Annotated in this window: 13 protein-coding genes; 6 read left to right on the top strand and 7 right to left on the bottom strand. The window is 62.0% G+C overall.

Features of this window, described 5'->3' with window-relative positions; translation table 11 throughout:
- Positions 1-80: 80 nt before the first annotated feature.
- On the bottom strand, positions 81-941 hold the full coding sequence (gene nadC, locus GKIL_RS01585; protein ID WP_023171590.1) for a carboxylating nicotinate-nucleotide diphosphorylase: 861 nt from the start codon (positions 939-941) through the stop codon (positions 81-83).
- Positions 942-969: 28 nt separating this feature from the next.
- Between nadC and trmD the strand changes: the two genes are divergently transcribed.
- The 3 genes from trmD to GKIL_RS01570 all read left to right on the top strand — a co-directional run bounded on the left by trmD (position 970) and on the right by GKIL_RS01570 (position 3,561).
- Complete coding sequence (gene trmD / locus GKIL_RS01580) at positions 970-1,650, top strand: tRNA (guanosine(37)-N1)-methyltransferase TrmD (RefSeq protein ID WP_023171589.1); 681 nt, start codon at positions 970-972, stop codon at positions 1,648-1,650.
- Between the two features lie 3 nt (positions 1,651-1,653).
- On the top strand, positions 1,654-3,147 hold the full coding sequence (locus GKIL_RS01575; protein ID WP_023171588.1) for an ABC transporter permease/substrate-binding protein: 1,494 nt from the start codon (positions 1,654-1,656) through the stop codon (positions 3,145-3,147).
- Positions 3,148-3,216: 69 nt separating this feature from the next.
- A complete protein-coding gene (locus GKIL_RS01570) occupies positions 3,217-3,561 on the top strand; it encodes a hypothetical protein (RefSeq protein WP_023171587.1) in 345 nt (114 codons plus the stop codon).
- 69 nt (positions 3,562-3,630) lie between these two features.
- Here the strand turns inward: GKIL_RS01570 and psaB are convergent, their stop codons facing one another.
- Together psaB and psaA are read right to left on the bottom strand one after the other, a co-directional pair.
- Positions 3,631-5,790, bottom strand: a complete 2,160-nt coding sequence (gene psaB, locus GKIL_RS01565; protein WP_023171586.1) for a photosystem I core protein PsaB — start codon at positions 5,788-5,790, stop codon at positions 3,631-3,633.
- A gap of 12 nt (positions 5,791-5,802) precedes the next feature.
- Entirely contained in the window at positions 5,803-8,178 is a 2,376-nt protein-coding gene (gene psaA / locus GKIL_RS01560; protein WP_023171585.1) for a photosystem I core protein PsaA, read from the bottom strand.
- Between the two features lie 368 nt (positions 8,179-8,546).
- Between psaA and GKIL_RS01555 the strand changes: the two genes are divergently transcribed.
- Positions 8,547-9,128: a hypothetical protein gene (locus GKIL_RS01555; protein ID WP_023171584.1), complete on the top strand. Its 582-nt coding sequence runs from the start codon at positions 8,547-8,549 to the stop codon at positions 9,126-9,128.
- Positions 9,129-9,134: 6 nt separating this feature from the next.
- Here the strand turns inward: GKIL_RS01555 and GKIL_RS01550 are convergent, their stop codons facing one another.
- Genes GKIL_RS01550 through GKIL_RS01545 form a run of 3 tightly spaced genes read right to left on the bottom strand, consistent with a single transcriptional unit; the run spans position 9,135 to position 12,070 of the window.
- Complete coding sequence (locus tag GKIL_RS01550) at positions 9,135-10,334, bottom strand: argininosuccinate synthase (RefSeq protein ID WP_023171583.1); 1,200 nt, start codon at positions 10,332-10,334, stop codon at positions 9,135-9,137.
- A 30-nt stretch (positions 10,335-10,364) separates the two neighbouring features.
- A complete protein-coding gene (locus GKIL_RS25700) occupies positions 10,365-10,499 on the bottom strand; it encodes a CAP domain-containing protein (RefSeq protein WP_023171582.1) in 135 nt (44 codons plus the stop codon).
- Positions 10,500-10,546: 47 nt separating this feature from the next.
- Positions 10,547-12,070 (bottom strand): ferredoxin--nitrite reductase, encoded by a 1,524-nt coding sequence (locus GKIL_RS01545; protein WP_023171581.1) that lies wholly within the window; start codon positions 12,068-12,070, stop codon positions 10,547-10,549.
- A 242-nt stretch (positions 12,071-12,312) separates the two neighbouring features.
- Here GKIL_RS01545 and GKIL_RS01540 point away from each other — a divergent pair, with 242 nt between their 5' ends.
- Together GKIL_RS01540 and GKIL_RS01535 are read left to right on the top strand one after the other, a co-directional pair.
- Positions 12,313-13,260 carry a LysR family transcriptional regulator gene (locus GKIL_RS01540; RefSeq protein ID WP_023171580.1) on the top strand — a complete coding sequence of 316 codons (948 nt, stop codon included), beginning with the start codon at positions 12,313-12,315 and terminating at the stop codon, positions 13,258-13,260.
- The gene (locus GKIL_RS01535) at positions 13,260-14,300 is read left to right on the top strand and encodes an anthranilate phosphoribosyltransferase (RefSeq protein WP_023171579.1); all 1,041 of its coding nucleotides are present in this window, start codon (positions 13,260-13,262) and stop codon (positions 14,298-14,300) included. Before GKIL_RS01540 ends, GKIL_RS01535 begins: the two co-directional genes overlap by 1 nt.
- A 16-nt stretch (positions 14,301-14,316) precedes the next feature.
- Here the strand turns inward: GKIL_RS01535 and GKIL_RS01530 are convergent, their stop codons facing one another.
- Positions 14,317-18,021: a chemotaxis protein CheB gene (locus GKIL_RS01530; protein WP_023171578.1), complete on the bottom strand. Its 3,705-nt coding sequence runs from the start codon at positions 18,019-18,021 to the stop codon at positions 14,317-14,319.
- Between the last annotated feature and the right edge of the window lie 296 nt (positions 18,022-18,317).

The following is an 18,317-nucleotide window of genomic DNA, read 5'->3' as shown; positions in this document are numbered from 1 at the left end:
GAGCCAACTGCCCCTCAGGCTCGTTTCGATCGGTGCTGGTTGCCAGACGCCCTACTTTCCCTGGATCGTTCTTGATGGCCCTAAAGGGTGAGATCGAGGCTGATGTCGAGCCAGGGGGCACGGGTGATCGTGGCGCTGGTGGAAATATAATCGACGCCAGTCTCAGCGACGGCAGCGATCGTCTCGAGGGTGATGTTGCCCGACGCTTCGGTGAGGGCGCGGCGATGGATGAGCAGGACCGCCCGCCGCATCAATTCAAGGGGCATGTTGTCGAGCATAATCACCTGCACACCGCAGGCGAGGGCTTCCTCCACCTGGATAAGCGATTCGGTCTCGACCTCGATGGGCGTCAAAAAAGGAATCCGGCCCCGCAGCCGCTCGATTGCCGGGCGGATGCCACCGGCGGCAAGAATGTGGTTGTCCTTGATCATCGCCGCATCGTCGAGGCCAAAGCGGTGGTTGAGCGCCCCGCCGACGCGCACGGCGTACTTTTCAAGGAGCCTGAGTCCCGGCGTCGTCTTGCGCGTATCGACCAGTTGGGCGGTGGAACCGACCAGCCGCTCGACGTAGCGGCGCGTCTGAGTCGCGATGCCGCTCAGCCGCTGGAGCAGATTCAGCGCGACCCGCTCGCCCATCAGCACCGAGCGCACCGGCCCTTCGAGCACAGCGACGATCGTGCCGGGTTCTATGGCCGCTCCTTCGCTCACCACCGGCGCAATCCGCACCCGTTCATCGACGATGGCAAAGAGCCGCTGGACGATGGGCAGCCCGGCGATGACGCCGGTGTCCTTGAGGAGAATCTGGCCGGTGACGAGCGGGTTGTGCTCGTTAAAGAGCGTCTCGGAGGTAAGGTCGCCCCGGCCCCAGTCCTCGGCGAGCCAGCTGCGCAGCAGGGGATCGATGACGAGCGGCTGGGGTGGATTAAAAGGATTCGCTATCATAATTTGATCGTAAGTCCCGGTCGGTGCGATGCGAATCGATGTCGTGACCCTGTTTCCGGAATTTTTTGAGACGCCCCTCACCACCAGCCTGCTCGCCCGGGCGGTTGCCCAGCAGATCGTAAGCGTTGCGCTCACCAATCCCCGCGACTTTGCCGGCGATCGCTACCGCACCGTCGATGACACGCCCTACGGCGGCGGAGCGGGAATGGTGCTCAAACCGGAGCCGCTATTTGCGGCGGTCGAGTCGCTGCCGGTCGAATCGCCCCGTGCGGTGATCCTGCTGACTCCCCAGGGCGTGCCCCTCCGCCAGCCGCTCCTCAAGTCGCTGGTCGAATTTCAACAACTGGTACTCGTCTGCGGCCACTACGAAGGCGTGGACGAGCGGGTACGGGAGCACCTGGCGACCCACGAGATTTCCCTGGGAGACTTTGTGCTTACCGGCGGCGAGATCCCGGCCCTCGCCCTCATCGACGGCGTGGTGCGCCTGCTCCCTGGTACCGTCGGCAACCAGCGCTCCCTCGCCGCCGAAAGTTTTGAAGACAATCTGCTCGAATACCCCCAGTACACCCGCCCGGCTAGTTTTCGAGGCTGGTCCGTGCCGCCGGTGCTCCTGAGCGGTCACCATGCCCAGATCGAGCGCTGGCGGCGCGAGCAGCAACTGGCTCGCACCCGCGAGCGCCGCCCCGACCTGCTGCCACCGGACGGTTGATCTGTGCGCACCCTGCGGCTCGTCTGGTTGTTCTTGCTCGTCCTCCAGCCCCTTGCCTGGGCCGAAGGTCCGTTAAAAGTGGGCTCCAAGCGCTTCACCGAGTCCTATATTCTGGCGGAGATCGTCCGTGCCCAGGCCGAAGGTCCGGGCAGGACCCAGGCCATTCACCGCCAGGGGCTGGGCAATACGGGCATTCTTTATGCTGCCCTGCGGGCCGGAGAAATCGACCTCTACCCGGAGTACACCGGCACGATCGACCGCGAGATCCTCAAAAACACGGCTCCGGCAAGTCTGGCCACCCTCAACCGCCAGCTTGCCCCCCTGGGCCTGGGCGCAGCGGTGCCCTTTGGCTTTGACGACACCTACGCCCTCGCGATGCGCGAGGAGCAGGCCCAAAAGCTCGGCATCCGTACTCTCACAGACTTGAGCCGCCATCTCGAACTGCAATTCGGCCTGTCGCAGGAATTTTTGAACCGGGCGGACGGCTGGCCCGGTGTGCGGCGGGTCTACGGCCTGAACGCCCAGCCCCGCGCCATCGAGCACGGCCTCGCCTACGAGGCGATTGCCACCGGCCAGATCGATGTAATCGACATCTACTCGACCGACGCCAAGATCGAGCGCTATCACCTGCGGGTGCTCGAAGACGACCGCCACTTCTTTCCGGCCTACGGGGCGGTGCTCCTTTACCGGCTGGATCTCCCCCGGCGGTTACCGGCAGCCTGGGCAGCCATCGGCCAGCTCGAAGGCAAGATCAGCGCCCGACAGATGATCCAGATGAACGCCGACGCCGAACTGCGCGGCGAATCTTTTGCTGCGATTGCCTCTCAGTTTCTTGGAAACGGTGCCCCCGACCCGGCTGCGACCGGCTTTATCGCTCAATTATTTGGGCCGGATTTTGGCCGCCTCACCTTCCAGCACCTGTTGCTCGTCTTTGTCTCGCTTTTATTTGGCGTCATCGCCGGTGTGCCCATCGGTATCCTGGCCGCCTCCCGCCCCGCCCTCTCCCAGACGATCCTGGCTGGGGTCGGGCTTATCCAGACCATTCCTTCGCTCGCCCTGCTCGCCTTCTTGATCCCGGTGCTGCAGCAAATCGGCACCCTTCCCGCCCTGGTCGCCCTGTTTCTTTACTCGCTCTTACCTATCGTGCGCAACACCTACGCGGGGCTCACCGATATTCCGCCCAACCTGCGCGAGTCGGGCATGGCCCTGGGCCTGCCGGCTCTTGCGCGCCTGCGGCTCATCGAATTGCCCCTCGCCTCCCGGACGATCCTGGCTGGGATCAAGACAGCGGCGGTGATCAACGTCGGCACCGCCACGATCGCCGCCTTTATCGGCGCGGGGGGCTTTGGCGAGCGCATCGCTACCGGCCTCGCCCTCAACGACAATGCCACCCTCCTCAGTGGAGCGATCCCGGCGGCAGCTCTCGCCCTCGTCGTCCAGTTCGGCTTCGATCTGGCCGAGCACTGGATCGTGCCTGCCGGGCTGCGCAACCAGTAGCGCGCCAAAGCCAGAAAAGCTATACTACACGGGTACTACAGTCGTTTCCGCGAGCCAAGGAGTCTTACCATGCAAGCACTACCGCGCACCTCCACCACCGAAATGGAAGTGACCAGCATTCGTCTGGAGCGCGAGTTAAAAGAAAAGCTCAAGCAGTTCTCCGGCGATCAGGGCTACCAGGCTCTGGTCAGAGAAATCCTCTGGAATTACGTGCGCGAAAAATCTGGTGACTATCACATTCGCATCAGCGCCGCCGACATTCGCACGACGATCGTGGCCACCGCCCATCAAGACCAGCGCTGCGCCCTCACCGGCAACAATATCCGCACCAACGAATCGATCTTGCTTGGCCTTACCCAGCACGGCAATCTGGTGCCCCTCAAGACCAGCAGCCTTTCCAGTCCCCTCGCCTGAAGGCCGTCAGATCCCAACAAAAAGCCCCCGGCAAAAACCAGGGGCTTTTTTAGTCGCTGACCTGCGCCTTTACCTCGGGTAGAGGGAGGCTGTCGAAGCGATCAAGAAGGCAGCGTAGGTCAGGATATACCCCACGGTGAAGTGGGCGAGACCGACCAGGCGGCCCTGAACGATCGACATCGCTACCGGCTTGTCCTTCCAGCGGACGAGGTTGGCGAGCGGGGTGCGCTCGTGGGCCCAGACCAGGGTCTCGATCAACTCCTGCCAGTAGCCGCGCCAGGAGATGAGGAACATGAAGCCGGTCGCCCAGACCAGATGGCCGAACAGGAACATCCAGGCCCAGACCGAGATGGCGTTGGTGCCCGCCGCCGGGGTGTAACCGCCGATGAGCGGGGCAGAGTTGGCCCAGAGATAATCTCGCAACCAACCCATCAGGTACGTCGAGCTGTTGTTGAACTGGGAGATGTTGTCTCCCCAGATCGAGATCCACTTCCAGTGCCAGTAGAACGTCACCCAACCGATCGTGTTGAGCATCCAGAACATGGCGAGATAGAAGGAATCCCAGGCGGAGATGTCGCAGGTGCCGCCCCGGCCAGGACCGTCGCAGGGGAAGGCAAAGCCGAAGTCCTTTTTGTCGGGCATCAGCTTGGAACCGCGTGCGTCGAGGGCACCTTTGACCAGAATCAGGGTCGTCGTGTGCAGGCCCAGGGCGATGGCGTGATGCACCAAAAAGTCACCGGGGCCGATGGGCAGGAAGATGGGCGAGCCGTTGGCGTTGAGCGACTGCAACCAGCCTGCGTTGGCTACCAGGTTGGGAGCGGTGACGCCGATACCGCCAAAGAGGGCGGGGATGCCCTCGATGATCTTGCCCGACTGCACCTGGACGAACTGGGCGAAGACCGGCTCGATGAGGATCTGATCTTCGGGGCGACCGAACGCCTGCATCACGTCGTTGTGGACGTAAAGACCCAGGGTGTGGAAGCCCAAAAACAGGCTCACCCAGCTCAGGTGCGAAATTAACGCTTCCTTGTGCTCGAGCATCCGGGCCAGGACGTTGTTTTCGTTGGCCTTCGGATCGTAGTCGCGCACAAAGAAGATCGCCCCGTGGGCAAAGGCCCCGACCATCAAGAAACCAGCGATGTACTGGTGGTGGGTGTACAGGGCCGCCATCGTCGTGTGGTCCTGCGGCATATAGAGATAGGCCGGCAGGGCGTAGGTGTGCTGAGCGACCAGCGAGGTGATGACACCCAGAGAGGCGAGGGCCAGACCGAGCTGGAAGTGCAGCGAGTTGTTGATCGTGTCGTAGAGGCCCCGGTGCCCCTCACCCGTAAGCGGTCCCTTGTGGGCATCGAGGATCTCTTTGATCGAGTGGCCGATGCCGAAGTTGGTCCGGTACATGTGGCCCGCAATGATAAAGATCACGGCGATAGCCAGGTGGTGGTGGGCGATGTCGGTGAGCCAGAGCGTATGGGTGGCCGGGTTGAGCCCACCGATAAAGGTGAGAATCGGCGGACCATACTGCGGGTCGGAGTAGTGCCCCCACTGGCCGGTAAAGAAGGGGGCGAGCCCCTCAGGGTGCGGCTTGACAGAGAGGAAGTTGCTCCAATCGACCCGCACACCGCGCGCGGCGGGGATGGCGACGTGGATCATGTGACCGGCGAAGGCGAGGCTCGAGACGCCAAACAGGCCCGCCAGGTGGTGGTTGAGGCGCGACTCGGCGTTTTTGAACCAGGCCAGCGACGGGCGGAAGCGCGGCTGCAGGTGCAGCCAGCCCGCGAGCAAGAAGATCGTCGCCAGGATCATCAAGAAGATCGAACCTTCGTAGAGGTCCGAATTGAAGCGCATCCCGAGGGTGTAGTAGAGGTAGTACAGCCCCGAGTAGGCGGCGTTGACCGGTCCGGCCCCCCCGTCGGGGGTAAAGGCTTTGACCGCACCGGCACCGAAGTGCGGATCCCAGATCGCGTGGGCGATCGGAATGACGGTGGTGGGGTTGGCTACCCACTGCTCGAAGTTGCCCTGCCAGGCGATGTGGAACAGGTTGCCCGAGGACCACAAGAAGATGATCGCCAGGTGTCCAAAGTGGGTGGCGAACAGCTTCTGGTAGAGCGCCTCCTCCGTCATCCCATCGTGACTTTCAAAGTCGTGGGCGGTGGCGATGCCGTACCAGATGCGACGTGTGGTCGGGTCCTGTGCAAGGTCCTGGCTGAATTTTGGAAAACGTGTTGCCATTGATGTCACTCCCTATGGCAAGGCCAGGAATCGCGCCAGGAAGAACGCCCACGTGGTGACGATCCCTCCCAGCAGGTAGTGGGCCACACCGACCGCCCGGCCCTGGGTGATGCTCAGAGCGCGAGGCTGAATGGCGGGGGCTACCTTGAGCTTGTTGTGCGCCCAGACAATCGACTCGATGAGTTCCTGCCAGTAGCCGCGACCACTGAACAAGAACATCAGCGAGAAGGCCCAGATAAAGTGCGCACCCAAAAACAGCAGGCCGTAGGCTGAGAGCGGTCCCCCGTAGGAGTTGATTACCGCCGAAGCCTGCGCCCACAAAAAGTCGCGCAGCCAGCCGTTGATGTTGACCGCACTCGCCGCAAACTGCGACAGGGTGATCGTCTGGTCGGCACCGAGCAACACGTCGGTATTGCCGATGATGTGGGAGACCTTACCGTCGGCGACCGTCCCCCAGACATCCGACTGCATCTTCCAGCTGAAGTAGAAGATCACCACCGAGATGGTGTTGTACATCCAGAAGAGCCCAAGGAAGACGTGGTCCCAGGCGGAGGACTGGCAGGTGCCGCCCCGGCCAGGGCCGTCACAGGGAAAGCGGAAACCGAGGTTGGCCTTGTCGGGGATGAGGCGCGAGGAGCGGGCAAAGAGCACGCCCTTGAGCAAGATGAGCACCGTGACGTGGATGCACAGGGCAAAGATGTGGTGGACGATAAAGTCCGCCGTGCCCAGGTGAATCGGAGATGCGGCGATCTTGCCGTTGGCGAGGGCCAGCACCTGATTGGCCTGGATCGCCGCTGCACCGGCGGTGGGCAGCAGGCTGCCGTACCAGGTGTAGCTGGTATCTGTGACCCAGGGAGCAGTGACACCGCCCGGCGCGCCGGTGAGGCCATTGACTGCCGCCGTGTGGATGCCCTGCACCCACTGGGCGAAGACCGGCTGCAGGGGAATGGCAAAGTCGGCGAACATGTCTTTTGGACGGCCCAGCGCCTGCATCGTGTCGTTGTGGACGTAGAGTCCGAACGAGTGGAAGCCCAGGAACAGGCAGACCCAGTTGAGGTGCGAGATGATCGCATCGCGGTGGCGCAGGGTGCGATCGAGCAGGTTGTTCTGGTTCTGCACCGGGTCGTAGTCGCGGACCATGAAGATCGCCGCGTGCGCCCCCGCCCCCACGATCAAGAAGCCGCCAATCCACATGTGGTGGGTAAACAGCGAGATCTGGGTGGCGTAATCGACGCCCATGTACGGATAGGGATTCATCGCGTACATGTGGTGGGCGACGATGATCGTGATCGAACCGACGATCGCCAGGTTGATCGCCAGCTGGGCGTGCCAGGAAGTGGTCAAGATCTCGTAGAGACCTTTGTGCCCTTCGCCGGTGAGCGGACCCTTGTGGGCTTCGAGCATCTCTTTAATTGAGTGGCCGATGCCCCAGTTGGTCCGGTACATGTGCCCGGCGACGATAAACAGCACCGCCAGCGCCAGATGGTGGTGGGCGATGTCGGTGAGCCAGAGGGCACCGGTTGCCGGTTCAAGGCCGCCCTTGAAGGTCAAAAAGTCCTTGAACTGGCCCCAGTTGAGGGTAAAGAACGCCCCTAAGCCGCCGTTGGGTCCAAAGCCGCTCGGGAAGTACTTGCCCATCGCCGCGTAGTCGAGCCCCAAAAAGGGATTGACCTGATCCGGGGCGATACCGGCGTCGAGTTGGGCCTTGACCGGCAGCGCGACATGGATCAAGTGGCCGGTCCAAAAGAGCGAACCAAGACCGATGAGCCCCGCCAGATGGTGGTTGAGCATCGACTCGACGTTCTGGAACCACTCGAGCTTGGGGGCGCGCTTGTGGTAGTGGAACCAACCGGCAAACAGGAAAATCGCCGCAAGGGCCAGAAGGCCAAAAGACATGACCTGCAACTGGCCGGTGGTCGTAAAGCCGACCGCCCGCCACAGGTGAAACAGCCCCGAGGTCAACACCAGACCGCCGTGCTCGAAGCCTTTTGCCGCCGTGCCCGGATCGTTGAGGATCTCCTGACCGAAGACCGGCCAGGCAAACTGGGCACTGGGCTTGAGCTTGAGCGGATCGAGCATCCAGGCGTTGAAGTTGGAGAAGTTCGCACCGTGGAAGAACATGCCGCTCAGCCACACAGTGACCACCGCCAGGTGGCCAAAGTGAGCCGAGAAGATCTTGCGGGAAATTTCCTCCTTGTCGGAGGTGTGGGTTTCAAAGTCGTGAGCAAGAGCATGCAGATCCCAGATCCAGGTGGTTGTCTTGGGTCCGCGAGCCAGGTTCCGCTCGAACCAACCCGGCTTGCCCCACTTTTCGGTGGAGGTAGGTACCGGGTCGTTGTCTACGAGAACCCTTACGGGCTTCTCTCGCTCCTGCGGCGTTGTAGACATTGAGGATCTCCTTGCTTGAGGCACTACCGGTAAGACCGGCACTGCCCGGTTTCGGAATGAGAACCCCGACGTTTGCTCTTTCGGATCTGTTGATGACAGATGATGATGGCCAAAATCGACCAAAGAGCATACGCAGTTACGCTGCATTATAGGCCAGCCCAAAAACATACAGGCTTCGCTTAACATTATTTAAGATGCCTGTAATTGCCGCCAGCACTAGATTTGAGCCCTGCAAGGCCCAGAGGAGTCATCACAATCTATTGCCAAAATTTGCAGGACTGTTGCCTCTGGCGGCTCCTTGCTGGGGGAGATGGCCAGGGGGCGATCGGGTGGGGTGGTAAGATACAGAAGTTTCAAGGAATCACCCCATGCGAACATTCTCCCAGGTGGGGACTTTCTTTTTCGCCCTGGCCCTGTTGGGGGCGACGGCAGCCGGAGCCCAACAGGCGGGCGGCCTCAAGCAAAATCCCGGTACGACCACGGCCTCCGAACCTGCGACGGCCCCTTCGATTCCTGACGGCAGCAAGTACCGCCAGCTCGAACAGACCAGCAGCGTTCTCAGTCTTTCTGGGGCCGATCAGCTTCTTAAAAATGCCCAGCAGGCCGCTCAAGATGGCCGCTTTACCGAGGCGATCTCCCGCAACCAGGAGGCGCTCACCATGCTCAACCAGATCTCGACTTTTCATCAGCAACTGTCCAAGTCCTTTGCCGGGATCGACAACCGCATCGCCGACGAAGAAAAGCAACTGGCGCTGCAGGCAGCGATTCGCCGCGACGAGGCGACCTACCAGCTCGCCTTGATCCACCGCGCCCAGGGCAAGCCCGAGCTGGCGGTGCCTCTGCTGGTGCGGATCACCACCAGCCAGAACCCGACCCGCGAGTTGGGTCAAAAAGCCTACCAGCAGCTCTACGAAATTGGCTTTGTCAAGACCCAGTATCCGCGCCAGTAGCAGCCGCTACGGATTGTCCAGCCTGGCCCAGACGCGGGTGGGCAGTCCCCAGACGTAGATAAAGCCCTCGGCAGCCCGGTGATCGAAGCTGTCACCCTCGGAGTAGGTGGCCAGGTCCGGGTCGTAGAGCGAGTAGGTGCTCCTGCGACCGACGACGGTGGCGGTCCCCCGGTGCAGCCGCACCCGGATCGTGCCGCTCACCCGCTTCTGGGTAAAGTCGATGAAGCTGTCGAGGGCACCGCGCAGCGGACTGTACCAGAGGCCGTTGTAGACCAGTTGGGCGTAGGTGTCCTCGATGCCGCGCTTGTAGTTTGTCACCTCCCGAGGCAGGGTGAGTGCTTCCAGCGCCTGGTGGGCGAGGACGAGCACGACGCCCGCCGGGCACTCGTAGATCTCGCGGGATTTGATCCCTACCAGCCGATTTTCGACCATGTCGATGCGACCGACGCCGTTATCGCCCGCCAGGCGGTTGAGTTCGCTCACCAGCTTCACCGGCTCCAGCGGGTTGGCATCGAGGCTGACCGGGATGCCGCGCTCGAAGTCGATCTCTACGTAGGTGGGTTCCTCCGGCGTCTGGTTGATGGGCCGGGTCATCGCGTAGACTTCCTCCGGCGGCTCAGCCCACGGATCTTCGAGGATGCCGCACTCGATCGAGCGCCCGAGCAGGTTGAAGTCGATCGAGTAGGGCGATTTTTTCTTGACCGGGGCCGGAATGCCGTAGCGCTCGCCGTAGGCGATCGTCTCCTCCCGCGACATGCCCCACTCCCGCGCTGGAGCGAGCACCTTGAGCCTGGGATCGAGGGCGGCGATCGACACGTCGAAGCGCACCTGGTCGTTGCCCTTGCCGGTGCAGCCGTGGGCGACGCCGTCCGCGCCGACGGCGTGGGCGCACTGCACGAGCAGGCGGGCAATCAATGGCCGGGCGAGGGCCGTGGCCAGCGGATAGCGCCCCTCGTAGAGGGCGTTGGCCTGCAGGGCGGCAAAGGCGTAGTCGAAGACGAACTGATCGCGGGCGTCCTGAACGATCGCCTGATCCGCGCCGGAGGCGAGCGCTTTTTGGCGCACCGCCTCGAGATCTTCGCCCTGGCCCAGATCCGCCGCCAGAGCCACCACCTGCTCGACGCCCCACTCGTGCTTGAGATAAGGAATACACACGCTCGTATCCACACCGCCCGAGTAGGCAAGCACCACTTTTTTCGCCCGCATTGCGCCCCGCTGTCTTGAGACTTTCCGAGGCTATCTTAACTGCTCGTTCAAGAAGATCTGGCTGAAAAAGTACTCGTCCGTACTGCCGCGAGCGACGCCAATGCCGGTAATGGCAAACGTCCCTTCGAGATTCTCGCGGCACTCGCGGTTGGCCAGCCAGATCATAACAGGGGCTGTGCCGACCGGATGTCTGCCTTTGTTGACGCGCTCCTTCAGCTTGCCAGGGCCGGAGGGTAGCGCTCCTCGGCTCCAAAGTGCTCGATCAGTAGACCCTTGAGGACACTGGCCAGCTCGTCGCAGGGCACGTTCTCCTGTACCACCTCCCCCAGGCGGGCATCAGCCCCGACCCGGCCCCCCATCAGGATGTGTACCGCATCGACGCTCTGGCCACCGACTTTTGTCCTGGTGCCAATCAGGCCAATGTCGCCAATCTGCGGCTGGCCGCAGGAATTGGGACACCCTGACCAGTGGATGCGCACGGGCCGGGGCAGTTCCAGTTCGCTTGCAAGCACATGGGCCAGCTTCAGCGCCCGCTCCTTGGTCTCGATAATCGCCAGATTGCAGAACTGGGCACCGGTGCAGGAAACGAGGCCCCTCAGGAGCGGGTCCGGCTCGGGGGAGAAAACTTGTAGCAGTGGCTCGGCCAGCAGCGATTCCAGTTGCTCCGCCCGGACGTGGGGGATGAGCAGGCTCTGCTCGACGGTGAGGCGCACTTCCTGCTCGCCATACTGCTCGGCGAGGCGGGCCAGCTCGGCAAGCTGGGGAGCGTAGAGCCGCCCGATCGGCACGTGCAGGCCGACAAAGAAGAACCCCGGTTGCTTCTGGGGCCAGACGCCGATGTGATCGCGCCTGGCAAAGTCGATAAATTCTTCGCTGGCCGCCGGAGTGAGCAAGAAACCTGCCGCCGCCTCCACCTCGGCGCGAAATTTTTCGATTCCCCAATCTTCGATGAGATAGATCATCCGGGCGCGGGTGCGCGCCTCGCGGGGACCGTAGTCGCTGTAGACCCTGAGAATCGCCAGACACAGCGGCACCACCTGATCGGGCAGCACGAAGCAGTCGAGGGGCAAGGCCGGGGTGGCGCGCTGGGAGTTGAGCACGCCCCCTACCAGCACGTTGAAGCCCAACTGGCCCTCCCGGCAGGCCGGTAGAAAACCGATGTCGTTGATCTCGGCGTGGGCCGAATTTTCGCGATCGCCGGTGATCGAGATGTTGAACTTGCGCGGCAGGTTGCTGAACTCGAAGCTGCCCTCGCCGCCAGCTGTGATCGCATCTTGAATCTGCTGCACCAGGGGCCGCACGTCGATAAGTTCGTGGGGATCGAGCCCGGCTACGGGTGAGCCGACGACGTTGCGCACGTTGTCCATGCCCGACTGCACCGTGCTCAGCCCCACCGCCTCCAGCCGCCGCTGGATCTCAGGGCTATCCTCCAGGCACAGGCCGCGCAACTCGATATTCTGGCGGGTGGTGATGTCGCACTGCTGTACGTCCGAAAATGCGGCGAGAATCCCTGCTACTACCCGAATCTGAGAAGTAGTGAGAATTCCCCCCGGCACCCGCAGGCGCACCATCCAGCGGCCAGGGGTCTTCTTGCGAAAAAACCAGCCGATCCACTTGAGCCGTTCGAGATCCCCCTTGCTCACCGCTTCCCAACCGAGGCGGGCCAACTCGTCCAGCTCTGCCCTGACCGCCAGCCCCGGCTTTTCTTCTTTGATCTTTTCGATCGGGTTTGCCACGATTCCTTCCCGTTCAATCCGGCTTTGTTCCAAAAAACCGCTCCCCTTCCCCAGAAAGTGTGTGCAAACGCACAAAATTGTGCCGACGAAAGCGAACCGCTATCGCTTCGATAACCGGCAGCAATCAAGCCTTCGACAGGCATCTACAGCTGAGTAATATTACGTAACCTCAGATACATTCGCCCTCCCGACAGCCGGGTATCGTCTGATGCACAGGGGACCGCGTGTTGGGGTAACAGGGTGTGGATTCAAAGCAGTTGCAGTATTTTCTGACTCTTAATGGCTGTGGCAGTTTCAGGCTCGCCGCCGAGCAGTGCGGCGTCTCGCAGCCGGGACTGAGCAAGCAGATCATGGCCCTCGAAAGCGAGCTGGGCGGTCCTTTGTTTAACCGCACCGGGCGTCGGGCCACCCTCACCCCCCTGGGCGAGTGCTTTTTGCCCTACGCCCGCCGCGCCCACCGCGACCTGGAGCAGGCCCGCGAGGCGATCGGCGAATTGCTGCGCCCCGATCGGGGCGAAATCTGCATCGCCGGGCTGCACTCGGTCAACACCTATTTATTGCCGTCGATTCTGGCCGTCTTCCGCGAGCGCTATCCCGACACGCAGCTCCGGCTCACCTCCCTCGGCTCGGAGCGGATCACCAAGGTGCTCCTGGACCGGCTGGTGGACATGGCCGTTTTGATGGGTCCCATCCACTCGCCGGAACTGGTGAGCACACCTCTTTATGAGGAGGAACTGGTAGCACTGCTGCCGGGCCGCCATCCCCTTGCCCGCCGCGCCCGCGTCCGCTTGCAGGAGGTGGCCGCCTATCCCCAGGTGGTCTTCCGCGAAGGCTACGCGATGCGCACTGCCCTGATACAACACTTTCGTGCCATTGGCGTCTCGATCGAGGTCGCCGTCGAACTGAACACGCTCGAAGCCTTTAAGGAGATGGTCCGCCAGGGGGTAGGAGTAGCGATTCTGCCCCTGTGTGCCGTGCAGAACCTGAACAGTGATCTGGCCATCGCCCGGATCGAGGAACCGCGCCTGAGCCGCACCGTCGAGCTGGTCTGCCGCAAGGACAACTACCAGGTGCCGGTGGTCGCCGCTTTCCGGCAACTGGTGGCCGAGCACCTGCCCGCCGCCTTCGAGCGCTGGGTGCGCGCCGGGGCCGAAAGCTGGCTTGCCGAGCGCTCTGCCCTCGCCGGCTGATGAGCGCCGTCTTTCGCGAGTTCGTCAAAAAAATTGGCTCCGGTCGTCTGACGGGCCGCGACCTGAGCCGCGAGGAATCCTGCCGGGCGATGCGGCTTTTGTTAGACCGCGAACCGACTCCCGCCCAGGCCGGTGCCTTTCTGATTGCCCACCGGATCAAGCGCCCGACGCCGGAGGAACTGGCGGGCATCCTCGATGCCTTCGACGCGGTGGCCCGGCCCTTGAGCGTTGCCCCCGGTGCTCCCGGCCCGGTGATCTTGAGCAGCCCCTACGACGGTCAGGACCGCCTCGCCAACATCACCCCCCTCACCGCCTTGATCGTAAGCAGCCTCGGTCTGGGCGTCGTCCTGCACGGCAGCACCGACATGCCCCCCAAGCACGGCCTCACCAGCTTCGATCTGCTCGCTGCGTTGGGGATCGATCTGTTTCGTGATAGTCAGGAGCTAAGCGAACAGTACAAAGAAACCGCGATCGGCTGGGTGTACCTGCCCGCCCACTTTCCGGAAGCTTTTGAGCTGCAGACCTACCGCGACGAGATTGGCAAGCGCCCGCCCCTTGCCACCGCCGAACTGTTCTGGAACCCGGTGGGCCTGGGCCTGCCTGTGATTGGCTACACCCACCGCGAGACGATCACCCTCGCTGTCGCCACCGCCCAACTGCGCGCTCAGAGTGCGCTTACCCTGATTCGGGGCGTCCAGGGTTCGATGAACTGCACCCTCTTTCACCCCAACCTGGGCGTGCGCTGGCGTTCGGATCTGGCTGCCCCGGAAACCTTTCGCCTGGTGGCGGGTGACTTTGATCTGGCAGACGACGATCTGGCTCTCACCGGCGACGGCCACGACCTGGAGCGCCTGCGCGGCCTCATGATGGCGACGCTCAAAGGCGAGGATACCCCCCTGCGTCGCGCTGCGATATTCAATAGCACCTTTTTACTCGCCGAAGCCGGCTTCAGCCCGTCCCTAAGAGAAGCGATCCCCACCGCCAGCCGTGCCATAGACGACGGCCTTGCCTTTGCTCAGCTGCAAAAACTGATGGGCTGAAGCCGCAGGGTAAGGATCAGAGGGGACCATCGTAGCGGGGCAGGATCACCGTAAACGTGCTGCCCAGATTTTCGCCGTCGCTCTCGGCCCTTACCGAACCGTCGTGGACCTCTACGATGTGGCGCACCAGAAATAGCCCCAATCCCAGCCCTTCGTAGCGGCGGGTCGTGGAGGTGTCGGCCCGGCGGAAGCGCTCGAAGACCTGGGGCAGAAATTCAGGCTGAATACCGATGCCCGTGTCGCGCACCAGTAGCTGCACCTGCCGATCGTCCTGCGTGAGGCGAATGGTGATCCGCCCCGAGGCTGGGGTGAACTTGATCGCGTTGGTGAGCAGGTTCCAGACTATCTGCTGCATCCGCAGCGGATCGGCAAAGAGTGGGCATTCGCGTTCAAGTTCGGTCTCGATGGTGAGGTCCTTGGCGGTTGCGCTCGCCTGCAATCCTTCGACGACAGTCCTGACGATGGCGGCCATCTCGATCGCTCGCCGCTCGATGCGCAATCGTCCTGATTCGATGCGGGCGACATCGAGCATGTCATCGATGAGTTGCGCCTGCAGTCTGCCGTTGCGCTCGATCGCCTGCAGCGCCTGGCTCATCTCCGCTGGGAGATCCGGCCTGCGCAGCAGCAACTGGGCAAAGCCGATGATCGGGTTGAGGGGAGTGCGCAGTTCGTGGCTGAGGGTGGCAAGAAAGTTGTCCTTTGCCTGGTTGGCTTGCTCCGCATCGCGGCGGGCGGTCTCGCTGATATCGAGCAGTTGGGCGCGTTCGGCCTCCAGGCGCTTGCGCACGGTGATATCGCTAAAAGCGAGCAAGATCTGCGACCCTTCGCCCTGGGACCTGGACGTGCGCCGGGCGTTGAGCACGAGCACCCGATGCCCGACGCCCTGAAAATCACCCTCGATCTCCAGATCCACCATCTGGCCTTCGTTCTGGACCAGGCTCTCAAGCCCGGCGCGCAGCTCAGGCAGATCCCACTGGCCGTCGCCGATCTCAAAGAGCAGGCGGCCTTCGATCAATTGGGGCACACAAAATAGTTCGTCGTAGAAGGCCCGGTTCGCCCTGAGCACCCGCAAGTCGGTGTCGAGGGCCAGAAGCGGCTCGGGCACCGTATCGACGAGAGCCTCGGCGTAGTCGCGGGCGGTGGCCAGCTCTTCGGCACTGCGCTTGAGCCCGTCGATGTCCATCAGCACCAGCACTGCCCCTTCGATCTTGTTGTCGAGGGTGCGGTAGGGCCGGACGCGCAGCTCGTACCAGTGGCCCTGCTGGTCGCGCACCTCCTGCGAGAGCGGGCTCAAGCTAGAGATCACACTGGCGATCTGCTCGGTAAGATCGCTGATATTGAGCTGGTGGTTGATGTCGCGCAGCGGGCGGCCCAGATCCGTCGGGATCAAGTTAAACAGGACACCTGCCGGTGGTGTGAAGCGGCGGATGCGCAGGCCGCCGTCGAGCATCAAGATCGGAATCTGGGTGCTCACAAGCAGGTTCTGCAGGTCGTTGCTCGCCAGGGACAATTCGTGGTTGCGGCGCTGCAATTCGTCGTTGACCGTGTTCAGCTCTTCGTTGGCCGCCTGGATCTCTTCTTTGGCGGTCTGCAGTTCTTCGTTGGTGCTCTGCAACTCCTCGTTGCTCGACAGAATCTCCTCGTTGGCGACCCTGAGGCTCTGGTTGCTCGCTTCCAGTTCTTCGACCGTCGAGCGCAGGTACTCTTCTTTGGCCAGAAGTTGCTGTTGCAACTCCAAGATCCGCTGCTCCTGCTGATTCTGGCGTCGCGGCCTCGAAACGGGCGGCTCGGGAGCCTCGATGAGCGGCTCATCGACGAAGAGCACCAGAAAATAGTTCTCGCGGGTAGCGGACTTGAAGGGAATGACCTCGATGCGGATGTTGCGGCTGCGGTTCTCGTCGCGCAGCGTCACCCCCTCGCGCCGAATCGGCAGCAACTGCTTTTTTGCCTGGTGCAGGGCGGTGCGCAGTTCGGGCCGCAACTCGGAGCGCACCAGCTTGAGCAGGCTGAGGCTGGCCCGGCCCGCTGCCGGTTTGATAAAAGGACCGATCTCGCCCCGGTAGTGCAGGATGTCGAGGTCTGTGTTGATGACTACCCCGGCGGGCGAGTAGCGATCGAGGATGAGCCGGTCCGCCTCCTGCTGGAGGTTAAAGTCGCTTGCAACCTCGTCACTTATTCGCCGCTCGCTGCTCGGCACGGTGGCCAGGGCGGTGTTGGGTATGATCTCGACCGGCAGCCGCGAGGGGACGAGCTTGCGGGCGTAGAGTTTTTGTTTGCGGTCGATCTGGGTAAATAGACCCGAAGAATCGCCCGGCGTCTCAGTGCTGCCGAGCAACAAAAAACCGTCCGGTTTGAGGCTGTAGTGAAAGGTAAGAAGAGCCTTGCGCTGCAGGGCAGGCGAAAAATAAATCAGCACGTTGCGGCAGCTAATCAGATCCAGCCGCGAGAAGGGCGGGTCTGCAATCAGGTTCTGGCGGGCAAAGACACACATCTCCCGCAGGTGCTGGGCGACCTGATAGGCACCTTCGTGCTGGATAAAAAAGCGCTGCATCCGTTCAGGAGACAACCCCTTTACCTGACCGGGCTGATAGACTCCGGAGCGGGCCTGCTCGATGGACAACTCGCTGATATCGGTGCCAAAGATCTGCACGGTGGACTTGACTTTGTTGTCCTCGAGATATTCGTACAGGCAGATAGCGATCGAGTAGACCTCCTCGCCGGTGGCGCACCCCGGCACCCAGATGCGAATCGGTATATCGAGCGGTTTGCGCTCGATAATGGTCGGAAACACCGAGCTTTTGAGGCCATCGAACGCTTCCCAGTCGCGAAAGAAGCTGGTGACGTTGATGAGCACGTCGCGGTAGAGGGCGAGCACCTCCTCCGGGTGTTGCTCAAGAAAGCGCACGTAATCGTCGAGGTTCTCGAGTCGGTGCAGCACCATGCGCCGCAGGACGCGCCGCAGGAAGGTGGGCCGCTTGTATTCGCTAAAATCGACAGCGGTGGCATTGTGCAAAAGCCGGACGATTGCGCTGAGGGACTGCTCGTCGCTGCTCGCCCTCGTCCGGTTGAGAACCGGACGGTGCAGGTAGGGATGGTGACCGATCCTGGCCAGTTCGGCGGCGATGGCCGCCGGCGGCAAGATGAAATCGACGTGGCCCGTCGCTGCCGCTGATAGTGGCATTCCTGTAAATTGGGAGGACTGTTCGTCCTGAGCAAAGGCCATGCCCCCGGCGGCCTTGATCGCTTCAAGTCCCACCGAGCCGTCCCCGTCAGTGCCGGAAAGTACGACCCCGATTGCCTTGCGGCCCCGCTCTTTGGCCAGGGAGATAAAAAAGGCATCGATGGGCATAAACCGGCCCCGCGTGCGCTGGCGCGGAAATAGCCGCAGGGTATTCTCAGCGATCGTCATCTGGCGGTTCGGGGGCAGCACGTAGATGTGGTCCGGCTCGACGGCCATCCCGTCCGTTACTTCCAGAACCGGAATCTCCGTCGTCCGCGCCAGAATGTCCCGCAGCAAACTGGGCTGATCCGGCGACAGGTGCTGGACCAGAACAAAGGCCATACCGGTGGCAGCAGGCAGCGCCCCGACCAGTTCCGTAAACGCTTCCAGGCCGCCTGCCGAAGCGCCAATCCCGGCGACCGGAAACGGAGAATCGTCCTGCTCTTCTACAAAGAGAGTATCCTGGGCATCGATTGGCTCAGAAGGTGAATCAGAGGTCATAAGTAACTACTAAAAGTTAAAACAATGCGTATGGATTTTTTTACGCACTGTAGTTATAGCATCCTGAATTTAAATAACCGGTGTAAATCGCATCTTTCGCAAAGATTACCGTCACTATCAACAAAATAGAAACAGGCATAGTCCTGTCCCAGAGGTTGTTCCCTCAACAAAATCGAAGACGCTGCAGGACATGCAGCGTCTTCGATTTTGCTAAATGCCAGCAAAAAAGCTTGAGGAACGGGACGCCAACTGCCTAAATCCTGACAGTTTGAGTACATGCTTTATGGCGAGGACCG

Origin of the sequence: Gloeobacter kilaueensis JS1 (assembly GCF_000484535.1) — a bacterium.
GTDB classification, from domain to species: domain Bacteria; phylum Cyanobacteriota; class Cyanobacteriia; order Gloeobacterales; family Gloeobacteraceae; genus Gloeobacter; species Gloeobacter kilaueensis.
Note: the sequence above shows the minus strand (reverse complement) of the source record. Positions and strands in the feature narration are given on the sequence as shown.